Annotated in this window: 18 protein-coding genes; 5 read left to right on the top strand and 13 right to left on the bottom strand. The window is 35.6% G+C overall.

What is annotated here, in order from left to right; translation table 11 throughout:
* Nucleotides 1–30: 30 nt before the first annotated feature.
* The 9 genes from IEV41_RS06205 to IEV41_RS06245 all read right to left on the bottom strand — a co-directional run bounded on the left by IEV41_RS06205 (nucleotide 31) and on the right by IEV41_RS06245 (nucleotide 6440).
* Nucleotides 31–669 carry a FusB/FusC family EF-G-binding protein gene (locus IEV41_RS06205; RefSeq protein WP_188388700.1) on the bottom strand — a complete coding sequence of 213 codons (639 nt, stop codon included), beginning with the start codon at nucleotides 667–669 and terminating at the stop codon, nucleotides 31–33.
* A gap of 122 nt (nucleotides 670–791) precedes the next feature.
* Nucleotides 792–1055, bottom strand: coding sequence for a CD3324 family protein (locus IEV41_RS06210; RefSeq protein ID WP_188387544.1), 264 nt, complete (start codon nucleotides 1053–1055; stop codon nucleotides 792–794).
* A 207-nt stretch (nucleotides 1056–1262) separates the two neighbouring features.
* Nucleotides 1263–2081 (bottom strand): alpha/beta fold hydrolase, encoded by an 819-nt coding sequence (locus IEV41_RS06215; protein WP_188387545.1) that lies wholly within the window; start codon nucleotides 2079–2081, stop codon nucleotides 1263–1265.
* 20 nt (nucleotides 2082–2101) lie between these two features.
* Nucleotides 2102–2926, bottom strand: a complete 825-nt coding sequence (locus IEV41_RS06220; RefSeq protein WP_188387546.1) for an MBL fold metallo-hydrolase — start codon at nucleotides 2924–2926, stop codon at nucleotides 2102–2104.
* Nucleotides 2927–3056: 130 nt separating this feature from the next.
* Nucleotides 3057–4247, bottom strand: a complete 1191-nt coding sequence (locus IEV41_RS06225; RefSeq protein WP_188387547.1) for an MFS transporter — start codon at nucleotides 4245–4247, stop codon at nucleotides 3057–3059.
* Between the two features lie 561 nt (nucleotides 4248–4808).
* Nucleotides 4809–4949 carry a hypothetical protein gene (locus tag IEV41_RS06230; protein WP_188387548.1) on the bottom strand — a complete coding sequence of 47 codons (141 nt, stop codon included), beginning with the start codon at nucleotides 4947–4949 and terminating at the stop codon, nucleotides 4809–4811.
* A gap of 87 nt (nucleotides 4950–5036) precedes the next feature.
* Nucleotides 5037–5912, bottom strand: a complete 876-nt coding sequence (locus tag IEV41_RS06235; RefSeq protein WP_188388701.1) for a glycerophosphodiester phosphodiesterase — start codon at nucleotides 5910–5912, stop codon at nucleotides 5037–5039.
* Nucleotides 5913–6109: 197 nt separating this feature from the next.
* The gene (locus IEV41_RS06240) at nucleotides 6110–6256 is read right to left on the bottom strand and encodes a hypothetical protein (protein WP_188387549.1); all 147 of its coding nucleotides are present in this window, start codon (nucleotides 6254–6256) and stop codon (nucleotides 6110–6112) included.
* Entirely contained in the window at nucleotides 6243–6440 is a 198-nt protein-coding gene (locus IEV41_RS06245) for a class I SAM-dependent methyltransferase (protein WP_188387550.1), read from the bottom strand. Before IEV41_RS06245 ends, IEV41_RS06240 begins: the two co-directional genes overlap by 14 nt.
* A gap of 413 nt (nucleotides 6441–6853) precedes the next feature.
* Between IEV41_RS06245 and IEV41_RS06250 the strand changes: the two genes are divergently transcribed.
* Both IEV41_RS06250 and IEV41_RS06255 read left to right on the top strand, forming a co-directional pair.
* On the top strand, nucleotides 6854–7258 hold the full coding sequence (locus IEV41_RS06250) for a CidA/LrgA family holin-like protein (RefSeq protein WP_188387551.1): 405 nt from the start codon (nucleotides 6854–6856) through the stop codon (nucleotides 7256–7258).
* On the top strand, nucleotides 7228–7920 hold the full coding sequence (locus IEV41_RS06255) for an LrgB family protein (RefSeq protein WP_188387552.1): 693 nt from the start codon (nucleotides 7228–7230) through the stop codon (nucleotides 7918–7920). The genes IEV41_RS06250 and IEV41_RS06255 overlap by 31 nt, the downstream gene beginning before the upstream one ends.
* Before the next feature lie 38 nt (nucleotides 7921–7958).
* Here IEV41_RS06255 and IEV41_RS06260 read toward each other — a convergent pair whose 3' ends face one another.
* The 3 genes from IEV41_RS06260 to IEV41_RS06270 are packed head-to-tail and all read right to left on the bottom strand — an operon-like array spanning nucleotide 7959 to nucleotide 10078.
* A complete protein-coding gene (locus IEV41_RS06260; RefSeq protein WP_188387553.1) occupies nucleotides 7959–8990 on the bottom strand; it encodes a serine hydrolase domain-containing protein in 1032 nt (343 codons plus the stop codon).
* A 12-nt stretch (nucleotides 8991–9002) separates the two neighbouring features.
* A complete protein-coding gene (locus IEV41_RS06265) occupies nucleotides 9003–9512 on the bottom strand; it encodes a GNAT family N-acetyltransferase (protein WP_188387554.1) in 510 nt (169 codons plus the stop codon).
* A gap of 5 nt (nucleotides 9513–9517) precedes the next feature.
* Nucleotides 9518–10078 (bottom strand): GNAT family N-acetyltransferase, encoded by a 561-nt coding sequence (locus IEV41_RS06270; protein ID WP_188387555.1) that lies wholly within the window; start codon nucleotides 10076–10078, stop codon nucleotides 9518–9520.
* Between the two features lie 112 nt (nucleotides 10079–10190).
* Here IEV41_RS06270 and IEV41_RS06275 point away from each other — a divergent pair, with 112 nt between their 5' ends.
* From IEV41_RS06275 to IEV41_RS06285, 3 genes are all read left to right on the top strand, one after another.
* The gene (locus IEV41_RS06275) at nucleotides 10191–10865 is read left to right on the top strand and encodes an HAD family hydrolase (RefSeq protein WP_188387556.1); all 675 of its coding nucleotides are present in this window, start codon (nucleotides 10191–10193) and stop codon (nucleotides 10863–10865) included.
* Between the two features lie 51 nt (nucleotides 10866–10916).
* Nucleotides 10917–12116: an MFS transporter gene (locus IEV41_RS06280; RefSeq protein WP_188387557.1), complete on the top strand. Its 1200-nt coding sequence runs from the start codon at nucleotides 10917–10919 to the stop codon at nucleotides 12114–12116.
* 138 nt (nucleotides 12117–12254) lie between these two features.
* Complete coding sequence (locus tag IEV41_RS06285; RefSeq protein WP_188387558.1) at nucleotides 12255–12815, top strand: hypothetical protein; 561 nt, start codon at nucleotides 12255–12257, stop codon at nucleotides 12813–12815.
* A gap of 221 nt (nucleotides 12816–13036) precedes the next feature.
* On the opposite strand, the gene IEV41_RS06290 is transcribed toward IEV41_RS06285, so the two are convergent.
* Nucleotides 13037–13561, bottom strand: a complete 525-nt coding sequence (locus IEV41_RS06290) for a tubby C-terminal domain-like protein (RefSeq protein ID WP_188387559.1) — start codon at nucleotides 13559–13561, stop codon at nucleotides 13037–13039.
* Nucleotides 13562–13611: the final 50 nt, after the last annotated feature.

Raw genomic sequence — 13611 nt, forward strand, 5'->3', positions numbered from 1 at the left:
CACCCTCAAGTTATTTCACTTGAGGGTTCATTATTTCTTTAACAAATCAATAAAGTCATGTAACTTTTGAACTGATATAATGTTCTGATTACAACTAACACTATCCTTACAAATATAGTTTCCTCGCTTTACAAATGTACCAAGTACTTCTCCCTTTTTCTCATGAAGAAACATCCCGACTTCTTCTAGCCTATTACATAGTGTACAAATTCCTTTTTGGTGAATAGGTTGAAATGTCCCGTCTATCCCAATGAGCCTATCTCCATGTTTTGTAATAATATATCTTTTGTTTGTTCCACTGTCCTCCCAGCCCAAATATGTTATTTCCATTAAATTTATATTATCTACCTTTGGTAATTTTAATTTTTTTGCTTTTGGAAATAGTTTCTTCACTGTTTGCTGTGTTACTTCTGGGAATGGAATGACATACGGATGTAGCTTCAATAAGAATAGCTCTGCTTCCTCCCTATTTTTCACATCACGAATCATTTCAATTAATACTTGTTGTTCCTTATTTACGTAATTGAATACAGATAATACTTTCTCCATTGCTAATGATTTTAGTGCTTCCACAACACTTCTATCGTTTGCTGCGGTATGACCATTTACAAGGTTATACGCTTGTTGTCTTATCAAATTATATTCTTCATTTCTAATAAATGCTTCCATCATACTATTCTCCTTTTTCATTATGTATTATTAGTGTATACATTCGAGCGAAAAGAGAAAATGTAGTAAACGATTTAGAACAAAACTTTACATACGAAAAAATGAGCAGGAAATACTCCCACTCATTTTCGATATACAATCTTCTTAATAGATTCTATTGACAGAAAATACTCATCTGCTAATTGTTGAATGGGTCTACCATTCCGAAAAGCTTCTTTAATTGCATCATTTCGTTCATCAAGTAGCTGCCTCGCTCCTGAGCGACTTCCCCATTTAGAATGAGTATCTTCTTTCTTCGGTATATAAATCATTTCACCTTGTACATATTGTTGAATTTCCGCAATTAATGCCTCAGGTAAAACAGTGTTTACATTCACATATTTCATAACGCTCGCTCCTTATTTATGAAATCGAATAAGGTGCAAAGCAAAGTATGATGAATGTTAATTGGCGACTTTCCTATTCAGTCTACCTCATGCAAAGAATCGCCACACCATACTTGGCTTTGCATGAGACGTTCCACTATGTGACAACTTCGAATTTATTGTCAACATAAACACCTCCCGTCATAACTGTGGTTTTATTATATGACATTATGTTACTTCTGTCCGCTGAATCCACTCATATACAAGCGATTGATACACTTCTTCCTGCTCTATTTGTAAATTATGCCCCGCCTTATCAAGTACAACAAACGATGCTCGTGGATAATTCTCTAGTATATTCCACGCATCTTTATATCCTACAACTGAATCTTGTTTGCCCATTAAGAACAGCATCGGTTTCTTGAACTTTTCGCTTAATGTATCCACATTAAATGAAAATGCGTATCCATTTGCTCTATATCGTTCTAAAAATTCCGCATCAGCTAACCTTGCCCCAGATAATATCTCTTTCTCGTATCGCTTATAAATAGATTTACTTTGAACGACTGACAATGAAGCAAAACTCTCTGCCCCTTCTACAGGTAGCTTCTGCAATAACCCCTTATCTTCTACTAAACAAACATGTTCTGGCACTGTTCTTTGTTGCATAGCGGCTATAATCACTGGACAAAGCAATAGCAATCCATCTATCCTATTCGCCATACGATAAATAATCCCTCGTGCCAAATACCCACCGTATGATTCTCCGGCTAATAAGAAGTTTTCATGTGGAATAATAGTGTTTATAAAGTGAATAAGAATGTCCAGCATGACATCTGCATTCTCAATCCAATCTGCACTCTCAGATTTCCCCATTCCAGGTAAGTCAATATATATTCTTCTATAACCATCTTGATTCTCTAAAATGGGCTCCATACACCCTGTCATTACTCGGTGATTTAATAAAAAACCGTGCAACATAATAATAGGTTTTCCCGTTCCTATTTCTTCATAGTTAATGGAAATATCATTGATTTTAAACTCCATCTATCCTTCTCCTAACAACATTAAGTGTTAAACAATGTCCCTTCCAATGCTTTTACATACCTCTTGGCAGACCTTTGAACCGCTTCATTTGCATTTTCATTGACAACCTTTTGAAATGCATTATATAACCGATCAAACGGTACATCCTTTACCTTATTTACCATTTCTTTTACTTTGTTAGCCGGCAACGGAATTAAATTAGGATAACTGTACATAAAACTTACCCACTGCTGATCCTCAACAACTTGAATAATATCACCCGTTAGAAGAATACCGTCTTTTTTGTTATCTCCTTGCCAATGCAATACAGCGCCACCTTTAAAATGACCACCTAAACGATAAATAGTAATCTCTTCATTTATAGATAGCGAGTCTCCCGACCAAAAAACAATCCGTTCACTTGGGCGCATTACCCATTCTTTATCATCTTCATGAATATAAATAGGCACATCAAAAACTTCTGCCCATTCTACTTGAGTCGAATAATAATGAGGATGAGAGAGAGCAATAGCATGAATGCCACCCAATTCTTTTATCTCTTGGATAGTAATGTCATCTAAATATGTAATGCAGTCCCATAACATGTTGAAATTCGTACCAGTAATAAGAAATGCATTTTGTCCGATGGCAAACTTTTTCTCTGTATGGATTCGATACAACCCGTCTTCTTGTTGAACTATTTCATTACGGTACAGATTACTTCCCCGCATTTCTCTAAGTGTCGTCCATTCTTGACCCGATACGTTAACATATTGTCTTTCCTCACTACAAATCGTACATATACTAGGAACTTCTTCACTCTTTTCATATTGAACACCACAAGTAGTACAAATATAATGCAACATATCTTCCACCCCTTTGGTAAATAGATTAGTTTCATTATATACCCAAAAGGCAGAATATTGACATTATTAACCATTACAAAAAAACGGATTTAACATATAGTTAAATCCGTCTAACACCTTACTTGTATATTTATGAAACGTGCCGCTGACTAATCAATGCCACTAAAAGTACGCATCCCCCTGAAACAATTAACAAACTTTCAACTTGAACAATATCTGCTAACGGCCCAAAAATCATCATTCCTATCGGTAACGCACATGAACTCGAAATTTGAACAAGGCTAAAAATTCTGCCATGCATAGACGAATTAACTTTCTCCTGCAATAATACATTAATAGGCGTATTAAAAATTGGCATCGTGATACCTATTAAGAAATTTAAACCTAAATAGACGAGAAATAGTGGTGCAATCCCTAATCCAATCATTAATCCACCGTAAAGCGCACACGCTAATATTGTTGTATGCATTCTATTACGAAAACCACTCCAAGCTGATATTAACAAGCCTCCTACAGCAGCTCCAGCACTAAATGTCATTTCACTTGCAGTAAGTCTCCATATTTCAGGACCAAACGATCTACTTACCATTAACGGTGTCAAAAACGCAGCTGGACTAATTAATATCATCACAGCAATAAGAAATAACAACAATCGTTTAATAAATGGATTGTCTTTTACATATAAGAATCCTTCTTTCACTCCTTGTACAGTCGTTTGTTTTTCATCTTTCTTCTTCACAAATGAAGGAATGTTAAGTGTGAACATAATAAAAATTCCAATGAAAGCTGTTATCACATCGATTAAAAGAGTTGCTTCAATCGTTATAACAGAAAGAATCCCCCCACTCACTGCTGGCGAAATAAACATAATGAATGATGTAATACTACTATTTACCCCATTTACTTTCATCAAATTCTCTTGTGGCACAATCTGTGGGATAAGTGCATTCACAGCTGGAGTTTGTATTCCTGTCCCAGCTGATCGTATTAGCAATACAATAAATAGTAACCAAATCTCTCTATATCCTAAGAAGAAAGATACTGCTAAAAGCAATGTTACCATAGCGATAATCCCGTCAGAGAACATAATCATCTTCTTGCGATCATACTGATCAATCCATACCCCGGCAAATAAAGAGATTGCTATTTGTGGGAGAAAGCCACATACAGTAGATATCGTTAACATAAATCCGGAAGTTGTTGTTAAGGTAATATACCAAATAATTGCATACTGAACTAACGATGAGCCGAACAATGAAATCATTTGGGCCGTTAAAAACAAACTTATCTTCTTTTTCCAATTTTTCTTATCATTAATCATACTTTTCTTCTCCTCTATCTCTTTTTACTATTTTCTATCTTTCAAATTTCCTTAATCCATTTTTCAGAAATATAACCAATACATGTCTTTAATACAGACTTTGTGACAATAAAAAAGCAGAGGGATATGCCATAAAGACATGAACCCTCTGCTTTGTTGTGACAGTCATATTTCTCGACGCCTAACTATACCGATAAATACGCTTATCTAGCATAGTAACAACACAAAGAGCCGCAGACAAAACATTGTCTACGGCTTTATATCTATGATTCATCAGAAAATAACCACACTCAAACAAGCATAGAAGACTATACTTTTTGAAAGCTATTCCCTGATGAATACAAGAGGCACTATACCTCTAGATTAAGCTCTGCACAATGCTTCATCCTATACATTTGTACAGAGCAGCGTTTCATCACAAATTTACACAGTGTCATATGTAACATACTAAACACCTTCCTCAAGCAAAAGACTATCACACACTAATATATTGGTCAAATAAAGTAGGGTACTCTAAAATAATACAAACACCCTTTTTTGCGAGGGTGTTTGTATCCGTTTTCAATATTCGATCTCATCATAATCTTTCGGTTGTGGAAGTGGATGTACGTTATTCGCAACTTTTGGATCACTGTATATTGCATTTTGTTCGATACGAATATCTTCTTTCAAATTTTTCTTTTCTCGTGGTTGTTTCTTCATAACAATCAACTCCTCATTATTATTCAAAAGAAATTATGCCCAAAAAATGGTCACCTCACTCTTTTCATATAATGAGAAATGTTTGTATTACTTCTTACTAGATTCTTCTAATATTTCTTCTAATCTATCTGGGAAGTTTGTGAACATACCTGTCACGCCCCACTCTAACAACTTCTTCATATCTTCTTTTTCATTCACGGTGTATGGGTGAATTTCTAAATCATGCTCACGTACTTTTTGTACATATGTCTTATCGATAGGTGCAAAGTTCATCCCTACTCCAATCGTATACTCTTTATACTTCTTTAACTCTTCATCTGTAATTGTTGCTAGCTTCGATTCATCTTCATACCATAGTAATTGCACAAGTGGTACATTCTTATCTAATTCATGCATCTTCTTTAAGCTTTCCGGGCTGAATGATTGAACAATTGCGTTACTAGCTTCCTTGTCTTTCCCAACTAATCCATGCTTATGTAATTTCTCAAGCAACTTTTCTTCCATACCTGGATATACTTCAGGTGATTTTGTTTCAATGTAATACTTATTATCTTTTCCGAACTTCTCAATAACTTCATCAAAAGTTGGTACTGTCAGTCCAACATATTCTTTTTTCGCTTTGTCTGGATATTTTTCATTAAACCAAGAGCCTGCATCCAACTTTTTAATTTCTGCTAATGTATAGTCTTTCACTAGACCTGTTCCATTTGTTGTACGTTCTAATGTCTCATCATGCAATGCAACAAGTTCCCCATCTTTTGTCATTTGCAAATCAATTTCAATATAATCCCCTTGCATGTCCTCCCCTAATTGATAAGCAAGGATTGTATGCTCTGGTGCATGACCCGATGCTCCGCGGTGTGATATATTCAACACTTCACTTACATCTGTTTTAATCTCTGCACTTTTAGCCTTTTCAGTCTTCGCCACTGCCTGCTCCTTTGTCCCACATCCACTTGCCATAAGGACCGCTGATACTACTGCAACCTGTAAAAAACGCTTTTTAACCAAAACTTTTTCCCCTCTCTAACTCTTAAACTCATATACACTTTAACTGGTAAATTTTAAGTGCACATGAACATTATGTTAAAATAGCGTTAATTTTGTCAAACATTTCACTCTACTTTCGTTAAAAAAAGCTCTTAATCATTCATAAACGTTCACCTTTTACTCTTTACACATAACCATCCTCGACTCTCATCCTCCAAAAATTGAACAGATGTGAATCCAACTTTCTTCAATAATGCTTCTAATTCTCTATCATCCTTATAAGCTTTCATGTGATATGCAATATTATATCTTGGCACTACAAGACCCCCCATCCGGCTTCAACACACGGTATACCTCTTCTATAATCCGTTCAAAATCCGACCAAAAATAATGCGTTTGAAAAGCAGCTATGAGGTGGAATGTCGCATGTTCAACTGGAATATCCGCCACGCTTGCTTGCAGAATCTTCACACATGTTAATCTTCTCTGGAATATCCTCAAGTAATTGCTTCATTATCCCATCGAAATCTTCAAACGAATTATGAACAACGTGTAACAATTCATCAAGAGAGAAGTGTTCATTAGGAAAATAATCTTCTATCCCTTGTGAAAAATATATTGGATGTTTGTTAGAAAAGCGGATTGAATTACGCTTTACATGCTCACAAATATGTAACGCAATTCCTCCTAGTGTATTTAGATTGGGTGCTTCTTTATTCCATACTTATTCTATAGATAATGGTCATACATCCGATGTTGTGAAATTGTTATGAATACTCTTATATTTTCTTTATTAGCCATTTATATCCCCTTCTTGTTCTTATTAGTGGTATCATTACATTAGCAAAAGTTTATCTTAAAGGAGGGAGCCTGTTCTTTTCCTTATTAAATTCGTAAAGAACAGACGCTATGCAATGAAAGTTATTAGGATTCTTGCACAAATCGTACTATTATTCGTTTTTTACTTTATAGGTGAATGGATACGCGGTATACTTCACCTATCAATGCCTGGCAGTATTATTGGGTTATTATTATTATTAGCCGCCCTTTCACTGAAAGTTGTCTCATTAAAGTGGATTGAAGATGGCTCAAATGTGTTATTAGCATATCTACCATTCTTACTTATTCCAGCAACAGTCGGTGTGATGAATTTCACTTCTATTTTCAAAGGAAAAGAATTAATACTTGTTCTTATTACAATCATTAGTACAGTCATAACAATGATTGCGTCTGGACATGCAAGTCAATTCCTAGCAAAGTACGCTAAGCGAAAAAAGGAGGATGCATCATGGAAAAAACACTCATCGCAGTCACAGTAATTGCAAGTACAATTATCCTCTTCATCTGTTTAAGTCGCCTATACCATCGCTTTAGACTCCCATTATTAATGCCTGTATTAACTACGATGATAGCCATAATTGTCATTCTTTCTTATTTTGATATCAGCTATGAAACGTATATGATTGGTGGACAATGGTTGGATAAATTATTAGGACCAGCAATTGTTTCCCTCGCTTATCCTCTTTATAAACAACGAAATATTATATTAAAACAAGTTGTTCCGATTGTAGGTGGAATTATAATTGGTACAACTATTGGTATAGTAAGTGGACTTATGTTAACACAAATCTTTGACTTCACGAAAGAACAGATCGTCTCAATGGTTCCTAAATCCATCACAACACCGGTAGCGATGCAAATAACATCTGGTTTAGGAGGAGTCCCCTCTTTAACAGTTGTATTTGTGATGATTGCTGGATTCACTGGTATTCTAGTAGGACCTTACATACTAAAATGGTTCTATCTTCATAGTGATATAGGAAGGGGCGTTGCTTTCGGTAGTGCCTCTCACGCAATTGGAACGTCAAAAGCAATTGAATACAATGAGCTTACATTCGCCATTAGTTCTGTTGCGATGACATTAAGCGCAATACTAGGATCGATGATTGCACCCTTCATTGTGTATCTCTATTTCCTATAATAAAGTATAAACTCCCTACCACTTTAATGATAGGGAGTTCATACTTTTTGCATCTTGACTATTTCACCAATAATACCTTCTAATTGATGTACCCCTAAATCCGTATTCGTCATAACAATTAATCCATGCCCCTTATGAGGATATGCGACAAATAAGCATTGAAACCCTATTCCCCATCCTAAGGACGACACTTCTACTCCTTGTTCTGTTTCATCCAAGAAACAACCTAATCCCGTCCACTCTTTACAACCGTAAGGAGCAATTACCTCTTTTACTAGTTTCCGAGAAAGTCCTAATTTACTTATACCTTTTAGCGCATTCATTAATTCTGTTAGAACGTATGACAAATCTGTCGGTGTTGTCCAAAGACCAGCTGTTGCAGCATATGGATAGATTGAGTATTTCCCTTCTATCACTTGTCCCTCTTTATGATGGCCACTAGAGAAACTTTCTTTGTCTATGCTCATTTTTGGGTAAGAACTGCCTTTCATTTGAAGTGGTTCGAATAGGTATTCTTTCATCACTTCTTCAAAAGGCTTACCACATCGATCTTCAATTACTTGTTGAGTGATACAAAAACCTGCATCTGAATAATGAAATTCTGTTTTTGGTGCAACTTTCACTGTAACACGTTCTGTACAATAATTTGTTTTTCCATTTAACAAGTTATGCATAGACGGAACACCCGTATTTTCATCTAACACTTGAAAACTTCCCTCTGAGTCTATCAATCCTGCTTGATGACTAAGCAAGTCTCGTAACGTTATTTGCTTCCCTTTCGTAAATTCGTTTCCTGGGATTTGCCACGATATTAATTGATCGTTCACGTCTTCCTCTAACGAAAGAATTCCTTTCTCGCACAATACAATCACAAGCATTGATGTTACAAACTTACTAATGGAACATGCATTGAAAAGAGACGTACTCGTTACATGTTTGTTCGTTCCAGCTTCTAGCACACCGTAACATTCTGTAGTATGTAATGTACCGTTTTTTATTTCAGCGATACTAATGCCCGCTACATTATAATGTTTCATTCGTTCGGTTATATCGATTTTATATGTTTGCATGAAGTCCCCCTACTATATATGGCGAATATCTCCCCACTCGTACGTTAACAAGTTTAACATTTTGCCTCCATAAACGATTTCTTCATCCTTACATAATTTAGCACCTAATGCCTCATAAAAATATTTGGATTTATTATCTTCTAGCACTTCCACAAAAATAGTCGTATACCCTAAATCACGAAAGACTTGAAATAGCGGCTGGCAAAGTTTCTTCCCTATCCCTTGCTTTTGATACGATTCAAAAATGTAAATAGACGTTAAGTCTCCGGAGTTTTCTACTGTATTTGTTTCTCGTTTTCCCCCATCAGCAAAGCCAATGATTTCTCCGTCTTCATTCTCCGCGACGAATAGATAGTTATCTTCTCGTTGTATATTGTGTAGCCAAAGCTTTGTTCGGTTCTCATACGATAAGTTACATAAAAAGTCTTCTGGTATGATGTCTTTATACGTAGTTCTCCAACAATCTACATGTACCCTTGCAATCCCTGCCGCATCTTCTACTTGCGCCTTCCTTATATTCATCTCTATTACCCCCGTCCTCTATTCTCGTACCAATCTAAAAAAGTAGTTTTCTCAATTACATTCAGGATACAAGCCGCTCCTGTCTGTTCTTCTAATTTCATATGTTCTAATGGAAATTCTGCTGCGATATCAAGCTTTATATACGCTAGCTTTTCTTGCGCTTTTTGCGAACGAACATTCACCAACTTTGCACCAGCAAAAACGTAGTCTAGCCCTAACTCTGTAAATCCGATATGTAAAATTTCTTCCTTTGCTAATTCATTGTATCCTCTACCCCAAAACTCATGACCAATCCACGTACCGATATGACTCGTTTTCGCTATGTGGTCTAGTTCCTTTAATGTAATAACACCAATTAATTTATTCTCTTCATTCAACATCATGCGTGAGTACTGTTTACTTTCTTCCTCTTGTTTCAAAATGAAATCAATAAATCCCTTTGTCCCTTCTAATGATACTTGTTCATCACTTAACCCTAGGGCATCTTTTACTTCAGGTGCAGAAGTTAATTGTGACATTCTTTCTGCATATAGTATATTGTGTGGTACTAATTTGACGGTAATCATGGTAGTCCCCCTATTTTGAATAATTCCATTATAATTCGTCACACAATTTTACATTTCCTTCTTTTGTATGCCATAATTAAATTAGAATATTGAATATAAAGGAGGTTGCACCATGCAAAAAAACGTATATATTTTTGACTTCGACGGAACTTTAGCAGATTCAAAGCATTGTAGTGTCGTAGCAACACAAGAAGCCTTTAAGGCACATGATCTTCTCATTCCAGATGAATCACTCATCGAAGAATTTATGGGGATTCCAATTGAGACGTCTTTTAAAAAAATGGCAAATACAGAACTATCTTCATCTATGTTTGACGAATTACTCCAAACATTCCGCACGATGTACAAAAAGTATGAAAACGAATTAATCGTAGCTTTCCCACTCATTCCTGAAGTATTGCAAAAACGGAAACAACAAGGTAGTCTCTTATTCGTTGTATCGAGTAAAAAATCAGATGTATTACGAAGAAATTTGCGTTCGTTACATATTGAAGAATTTTTCAATGGTGTGATGGGATCGGACAATGTTAACAATTACAAACCTCATCCAGAGGGAATTTTAAATATCTTAGCAGAAAACAAGTTCAGACCATCACAATGTATCATGATTGGTGATTCCACATTTGATATTGAAATGGCAAAAGCCGCTGGTGTGCAATCTTGCGGTGTTACATGGGGAGCTCATTCAAAAGAAATGCTAGCTAACACAAAGCCTACTTACTTAATTCATGACGTGAAAGACTTGTTACATATAGCCCCTCATCATAGCGCAAACTTACAAGCATAGTAGATATTAACTACTATGCTTTTCATTATTACAAAGAAAGAAGGAATGCCTGTGAATAATTATCGAAAAATGCTACTATCCTTTTTCTTCGCAGATTTCAGCCTCACGATTTACTTTATTACCGTTACATGGATTGTGTACGAACAGTCGAATAATGCTTTACTAAGCGGAATGCTTGTTAGTATTGGATTCTTACCCGGCTTACTACTAAACTTATTATTTGGTGTTTTTGTTGATCGATACAATCGTAAAAATCTAGCTATCATCTCTCATTCTATCAGTATATTTTCCATTATTATTTTATGTATAAACGACCTACTCGGCGACTTGTCCATTCCTTTACTAATTAGTACTCATATGCTAATACAAACTTCTGGCTCCCTACTCCGTCCAGCTATACAAGCTCTATTAGCAGAAGTTTTTAAAGAAGAAGATTTACCAAATATCTTTTCAAAAACATCATCTGTCACGATTTTAGGTGGGATTATTGGAGGAAGTATCGGAGGGATTTTGTTAGCAACATTCGGTAGCACTCTTACATTAACAACCGTCATTATCGGTTATCTTATTGCACTAACTAGCTTACTATTCGTACCTTATCGACGAACAATTCTTAACGAGGACACGATGAATACCCCCTCCATCTTACAAGAATTTAAAAGCGGATTTCATTATTTAACGAACAACAAATTTTTACTACTATTATTCGTCCTCTTATTCAATGGGCAACTAGTTTTCCATTCAACTTTAGGCTTTTTGTCCGTATATACATTAGCATATTTAGAAGAAAACGCTACCGTATATGGATTTCTGAATGTTGCCTTTTCATTAGGCGGACTAGCAGCAGGACTACTCGGTTCCTGGTGGTGGGCGTATGCAAAAGATAAATTCCCTTTGTACTCCTTATTCCTTGCATTGTTAGGCCTTGCCACCCTTGGATTTTCACATTACATTATCCTTACATTCATAGCCGTATTCTGCATTGGTGTTACAACAACATGGATACGTGTCTTGCTACAAGCTGTACAACAAATGGCTACTGATAAGCGCTATCATGGAAGAATGGCAAGTTATCGGATGGTTTGTAATCAAAGCGTTGTCGTCCTATCCGGCCCTATATTAGGTTGGATTGCACAACAATATGGACCAAATATCGTATATGTGTCATTAATGCTTCCTGTTCTTTTATGTATGATATTTGCTACATTTCTATCTACGCATCATCTATTCAAAAAGTTGGTCGCTAACTAAAATGAGCATATATTTACTAAGTTTCCTAAAGTAACATAAAAACAATAAGAAGAAATCCTTCAAATGTAATATAATGGAACAAAAGAGATTTATTATATAGCACGATGGTCATTTGCTTAGTAAATTGGAGGGATTTAATTGAAACGAACAAAAAAAGTCCTAGCCGGTGTATCAGCTATATTGATGACGACAACTACTGTAGGCTGTGGTTCTCCTTCTAGTACGTCCGAAATTATTTCAACAGAAAAAGTAACAACAACTACTGTAGAGGAGACACCTACAGTAGCACAAAATCCTGTTACACAACAACCTCCTAAAGAAAATGTCCAAACTTCTGAAGTCGAAATAGACGATGATATTGAAACATTTGCAAAAGATAATGGAATAGACCTACCTGAAATCCCTAATGATGAATATTGTAGTGAATGGGAATTTGACATGGAAGCAGGAGTTTGGAAATGCAACGACAGTGAGTCTACACACTACTCCTACTTGTATTACGGAGGACTATATTATGCAACATTAAGCTACTTGATGAACAATAAAACTTATAAAGATTATCACACTAGCAAAGGTTTTGCAGGAGGAAATAAGCTCCAAAGTAAATTTAGCAACGGTATAACTCGCAGTAGTAACAATGGTACTTACTCTAATAGCAATAATGGTAACAACACAGGGAAAAGTGGCTTTGGTAGCTGAAGTAGTACTATTAGTGGTGGTTAACAAAAAAAGGCTGAAGGGAATCCCCTTCAGCCTTTTTTATCTATTACCGTTCCTTATGTAATCGGATACAATTTTATTTTCATCTGCCTAGATGTTTTAAAAAAATAAATAAGTGCATAACCATGCTCAACATACACGAATTTGAACCTGCAACGTGCAATCACCAAATCCAACTAAATAACTTTTCAAACAAATACTCAAGAAAGAGCAGCATGAAATAACCCCAACACTAAATAATGTTCTTGCAAATACGCATAGTTATAAATGTTCATCTTCACATTATATGCACGATTCATAAATTGCACATTACAATCTGCAATTACATCCCCGTCTACTACTAATTGAGCTGGTTCAAACAATCTCTTACTAATTAAGTACTCTTTATTTTTATATATGAACGTAATTTTTTCATCTATATCAAAACATTCCGTCTCTCTCATGACAATTTCATGTTCTACTTGATTATGATCAATATACGTCACGAATGCTTTCTTTCTCGTGAATCCTCTCGCATCTTTCGAAATAATCCTCACGTTATTCTCACTATCTCGTAACTCATACGTAAGGTAACGACCACACTCGCTACTGATTTTATCCAAAAATTTCGTAAACACATTCTCATAAAAACCTTTCACAACTCCTACTTTCCCGCTCTTCCCATAAATTTCAATCGGTTTAGCCGATGTTCTACAGAGCGGAAGGTTATAAGAAAACTGTGACATATTACCCCTCCATTTATTAGTTTAAAACACTTTGACAGATATACTGTGGA

Origin of the sequence: Priestia taiwanensis, from assembly GCF_014638355.1 — a bacterium.
GTDB classification, from domain to species: Bacteria; Bacillota; Bacilli; order Bacillales; family Bacillaceae_G; genus Priestia_D; species Priestia_D taiwanensis.

Excerpts from the sequence above, each read along its gene's own strand:
- IEV41_RS06205 (WP_188388700.1), bottom strand. The coding sequence starts at position 669 with ATGGAAGCATTTATTAGAAATGAAGAATATAATTTGATAAGACAACAA.
- IEV41_RS06210 (WP_188387544.1), bottom strand. The coding sequence starts at position 1,055 with ATGAAATATGTGAATGTAAACACTGTTTTACCTGAGGCATTAATTGCG.
- IEV41_RS06215 (WP_188387545.1), bottom strand. The coding sequence starts at position 2,081 with ATGGAGTTTAAAATCAATGATATTTCCATTAACTATGAAGAAATAGGA.
- IEV41_RS06220 (WP_188387546.1), bottom strand. The coding sequence starts at position 2,926 with ATGTTGCATTATATTTGTACTACTTGTGGTGTTCAATATGAAAAGAGT.
- IEV41_RS06225 (WP_188387547.1), bottom strand. The coding sequence starts at position 4,247 with ATGATTAATGATAAGAAAAATTGGAAAAAGAAGATAAGTTTGTTTTTA.
- IEV41_RS06230 (WP_188387548.1), bottom strand. The coding sequence starts at position 4,949 with ATGAAGAAACAACCACGAGAAAAGAAAAATTTGAAAGAAGATATTCGT.
- IEV41_RS06235 (WP_188388701.1), bottom strand. The coding sequence starts at position 5,912 with ATGGCAAGTGGATGTGGGACAAAGGAGCAGGCAGTGGCGAAGACTGAA.
- IEV41_RS06250 (WP_188387551.1), top strand. The coding sequence starts at position 6,854 with ATGAAAGTTATTAGGATTCTTGCACAAATCGTACTATTATTCGTTTTT.
- IEV41_RS06255 (WP_188387552.1), top strand. The coding sequence starts at position 7,228 with ATGGAAAAAACACTCATCGCAGTCACAGTAATTGCAAGTACAATTATC.
- IEV41_RS06260 (WP_188387553.1), bottom strand. The coding sequence starts at position 8,990 with ATGCAAACATATAAAATCGATATAACCGAACGAATGAAACATTATAAT.
- IEV41_RS06265 (WP_188387554.1), bottom strand. The coding sequence starts at position 9,512 with ATGAATATAAGGAAGGCGCAAGTAGAAGATGCGGCAGGGATTGCAAGG.
- IEV41_RS06270 (WP_188387555.1), bottom strand. The coding sequence starts at position 10,078 with ATGATTACCGTCAAATTAGTACCACACAATATACTATATGCAGAAAGA.
- IEV41_RS06275 (WP_188387556.1), top strand. The coding sequence starts at position 10,191 with ATGCAAAAAAACGTATATATTTTTGACTTCGACGGAACTTTAGCAGAT.
- IEV41_RS06290 (WP_188387559.1), bottom strand. The coding sequence starts at position 13,561 with ATGTCACAGTTTTCTTATAACCTTCCGCTCTGTAGAACATCGGCTAAA.